The organism is Lysobacter korlensis (assembly GCF_042434515.1).
This window is the reverse complement of sequence record NZ_JBHLTG010000026.1, coordinates 1-3888: the sequence shown is the minus strand read 5'-3', so window position 1 is coordinate 3888 and position 3888 is coordinate 1. Positions and strand designations below refer to the sequence as shown.

Genomic DNA, 3888 nt, shown 5'->3' with positions numbered 1-3888 from the left:
AATGTATAGGGTGCACCTGCTGGTCGCCGGCAACGGGCCCTAACAATTCGTCCAAGCCGACGCCGCTTCGCGGCGCGGCTTAACTCAGGTGTTAGGCGGCACATGGAGAGGACGGCAATGGGTAAGTCCGCATTCGTAGCGCTGTCACTCGTGGCCGTTTCCGGCCATGCCGCGGCGGACGACATGTGCCGCAAGATCGCAGCCTTCGCTAAGCAAACTCCCCAGAACACGGTCCAGCACGTTGAACTCAAGAACGACTGGTCCAATCTCAGCAAGTATTGCGCGTTCAACGACTACGCGCCTGGGAAGGAGCTATGCGGTTGGTTGCTGCAGAACAGCTCTACCGAGTTCATGCACGCCAACGTGAACCGGGCGCTGGCGTGCATATCGCCGGATGCCTCAGCCATCGGCATTCCACGGGTCACCCCGGACTACCTGACGGGCAAGTACTCGTCATTTAGTGCGCGGCATCTGAGCGCCGACTACGAGGTAACAATTGAGTTCTCCGTTAGCGTGGAGGGGCAGCTCGACTCCCTCAAAATCTCGGCGGCCAAGGAAGACTGGTGACGCAGGTGCCGCCTAACAATTCGTCCAAGCCGAAACCGCTTCGCGGTTCGGCTTAACTCAGGTGTTAGGCGGGCAGCAGTTGCCGTCTTGGTCAGTGCAGCTCTTCTCGGCCTCGCACTACGACCGCACTCAGGCAAAGGCGCCGCCGTTTTCGTCGCAGCGCTCGCAAGTCCGCTCGGGACGGTTGGCTGCCTTCGGACGCATTGGACCTCACGCTCTCTCGGCCCGTGCCCGGCCGGGTTCTCGGGCCTAACTGAAAGCGTTAGGCACTGCGGCCCCCTGTTGGGCACTTGTCCCGCAGCTGCCGCCGCGTTGACTGCCTTCGGACGCTGCGGACGGGTAAGATCGGCTCGTTGCTGTGAGGGATCGGCGCGACTTCCAGCTTTCTTCCGGGCCAGCAAGTGTCCAGGTACCTCGGACTCCTTCGGGCCTAACTACGCGTTCAAGCCGACCCCGCTTCGCGGGTCGGCTTAACTTAGGTGTTAGGCGGCAAATGAAGACTCTGCTCTTGTCAGGTTTCCTCAGTGCGGCCAGCGCTGCGTCTCACGCTCCGCCGCCGCTGCCATGGCACGTCGTTGCTTACATCGGCTTTGAGGAGGCGCCCGAATACGACGTTGGCGCCAATGAGCGCTGGCTGCGCCAGAACTCACTTCAAATCGAGGGCTCTACGGTAAAGCTTCATAAGCAGATCGTCGCCTGCATCGGCGGGCGCCTGTTCTCAGTAGAGGGCGATGGCGGCGCCGACTTCTACGAAGGCCAGCTGTCAGGCTCCCTCCAGAGTGGAACAGTCGTGCTCACCTATCAGGGCTGCGATGGATGCCTACCTAGCCGCCCTGCTCCGGCGCCACAAACACTGCCAATTCGTCTTGTAGCGCCTGGAGCAGTGGTGCTTGGAGGCATTCGCTACAGCCGCGCCGTAACGCCCTACCCGGAGCAGTGCCCGTTGCCGCCTAACAATTCGTCCAAGCCGACGCCGCTTCGCGGCGCGGCTTAACTCAGGTGTTAGGTGGCGCTGGAAGGCTCATGCACGACTGGAATCAACACAACTTTGACGGTCTTGCATCGCTCGCGGCTGCCTTGGCTGCGCGGGATGACTTCGCTCACCTCGGCGAGTATTGCCGCCTCCGCGAGGCAGGCCTACGTCGAGAAGCGTTTGCCGCCCTTAATACCTTCTTGGCGTGTGCTGGCGCGTGGGAGAGCGAGAAGTCTCAGGATGCCGTAAATACCATCCTGACGCTCCATTACCGCACCCCGGCCTGCCACCAGTTTCTTTCCCAGCCGTTACTGAGTCGTTTTGTCTATCCTGTTCTCCAGCGATGGTCAGAGGATGAGCCTGAGTCCATCGCACCGGTTCGGTGGCTAGCGATGCTGCGCCGCGATCCGGACCTCCTCAACAGGGTGCTAGCCGCAGACCCAAGCGACGTAGCGATCCGACGCATGCTGATTGAGCACGAGCTATCCTCAGTTGAGTACGCAACCCATCACTTGAGCGAAGGCCTTTTCATAGGCGAGCTGGACGAAGCCCTGGAAGACTTGGGGCGGGCAACTGATCTAATTGAGGGGGCGCCGGATCGAGAGCCTCTGTCCGACCTCGACCAGGAGGCTCGGCAATATGGTCAAATGATTTTCGATTGGCAGGCGTACAAAGCCCGGCCGGCCGGTAGCTTTCCCGAATGGTGCGCCGCCAGAGGGCGTGCCTATCGTTGGTCAATCGCCGTGTACTGCGGCGAAGGCGCCACCTAACAATTCGTCCAAGCCGACGCCGCTTCGCGGCGCGGCTTAACTCAGGTGTTAGGCCGCATTGGAACAGGCAATGTTCTGTGCGGAAGGCCGGCGCCCCAGTTCTACGCCTCGGCCGGCCTTTCGGCCGCTCTCACTCTTCGCACCGGATCGCTTAACCCGTCGGACGCACTCGCCGTCACTTCGTTCGGCCCATGCGGGCCGCTCGGGTGCAGCGCTTCCGGTAAGGCCCGGCTCCAGGTGTGCTCGGCCGGGTCTTGCAGTAGTGTCTCCGTTGTCGGGCACTTGGTCGGCGGCTCGGGGCAGCTTCCCGAGCATCCTCGCCAATTCGGCCTAACAATTCGTCCAAGCCGACACCGCTTCGCGGTGCGGCTTAACTCAAGGTGTTAGGCGGATGAGCGAGACATCACCGATTGTTGTGTTCGATTTCGATCTCACTCTGACCAAGTGGGATACCGCAGAGCGGTTCTTTCGCTGGCTGCTCAAGCGCGATCCGTGGCGCTTAGCGTTAGTAGCGGTTGCGCTGCCCGTACTGGCCGCGACCATCCTTTTCACTCGCCGACGCACTTGGCTCGTTCGTTTCGCGGTCTGGGTGGCCACTCTCGGCAGAGGCCCAGCGGCTCTGCCCGGGCTCATTGAGCAGCACGTTCAATCGTTTCCCGACGGCCCCGGGTCGGTCTTTGTACCGGCTGCCGTGGAGCGGCTGAATGCCCATTTGGCTCAAGGCCACCGTGTGGTCATCGCCACCGGATGCCTCGAGCCGCTGGCCCAGGCGCTGCTACGTCATGGCGGCCTGAGCCACGTTCCGCTCGCGGCTTCTACCGTTCGTCCCTTTCTTGGCGGCCTCGTCCGGGACCAGCACTGCTTCGGCCCCAACAAGGTGCCAATTCTCAAAGCGCGCGGGTTTGCCCCGCCGTGGGCTGTCGCGTATACGGACCATCACGCAGACCTGCCTGTCCTCAAGCTGAGCGCAGAGTGTTATCTGGTCAGCCCCAAGCCGGAGTGCCTCGCTCTCATCAAACAGGCGCTGGCAACCGAGGCTACTATTCTCACGTGGCGATAGCAGGTCATCCGCCTAACAATTCGTCCAAGCCGACACCGCTTCGCGGCGCGGCTTAACTCAGGTGTTAGGCCATGGAACCCACTGAACTGCGACTGGATGTTTTCGGACGGCGCATGGCGGTTGCCCGGCGCGGCGACCAATGGCAGGTCTATTTGCTGAGTGCAGAGGGCAAGCGCCGCCCCGCCGAGATTTCCATACCTGCAGCGCTCTCTGCAGCGGAGGTGCCCGGATACCTCGCGGACCTCCTCCACGAGATCGCCACGCCGCGCAATAGCGAGGTTCGCCTGCTACCGTAGGTATCGGTGGCCGGGGATCTCGCTCCATGGCCTAACAGTTCGTCCAAGCCGACACCGCTTCGTGGCTTCGTTGAAAGGTCAGGTCGCTCAGCCACGTGGGCCTCGGCCACCCTTCCGCGGCGGTGCGGCTTAACTCAGGTGTTAGGCCGCATTGGAACAGGCCGTGTTCTGTGCGGAGGGCCGGCTAGCGAGTAAGCGGGCCCCGGCCAGTTTTTCGGCTGC

General features: G+C 62.2%; 5 protein-coding genes. All 5 read left to right on the top strand.

From position 1 onward, the window contains the following. Positions 1-117: 117 nt before the first annotated feature. The 5 genes from ACFFGH_RS34130 (at position 118) to ACFFGH_RS34110 (ending at position 3666) form a co-directional block, all read left to right on the top strand. Entirely contained in the window at positions 118-567 is a 450-nt protein-coding gene (locus tag ACFFGH_RS34130) for a hypothetical protein (RefSeq protein ID WP_386677364.1), read from the top strand. A 493-nt stretch (positions 568-1060) separates the two neighbouring features. Next, positions 1061-1561: a hypothetical protein gene (locus ACFFGH_RS34125; RefSeq protein ID WP_386677362.1), complete on the top strand. Its 501-nt coding sequence runs from the start codon at positions 1061-1063 to the stop codon at positions 1559-1561. Between the two features lie 29 nt (positions 1562-1590). After that, entirely contained in the window at positions 1591-2310 is a 720-nt protein-coding gene (locus tag ACFFGH_RS34120; RefSeq protein WP_386677360.1) for a hypothetical protein, read from the top strand. Between the two features lie 391 nt (positions 2311-2701). Beyond that, on the top strand, positions 2702-3370 hold the full coding sequence (locus ACFFGH_RS34115; RefSeq protein ID WP_386677358.1) for an HAD family hydrolase: 669 nt from the start codon (positions 2702-2704) through the stop codon (positions 3368-3370). A 71-nt stretch (positions 3371-3441) separates the two neighbouring features. Next, on the top strand, positions 3442-3666 hold the full coding sequence (locus ACFFGH_RS34110; protein WP_386677356.1) for a DUF7661 family protein: 225 nt from the start codon (positions 3442-3444) through the stop codon (positions 3664-3666). The last annotated feature ends 222 nt before the right edge of the window (positions 3667-3888 follow it).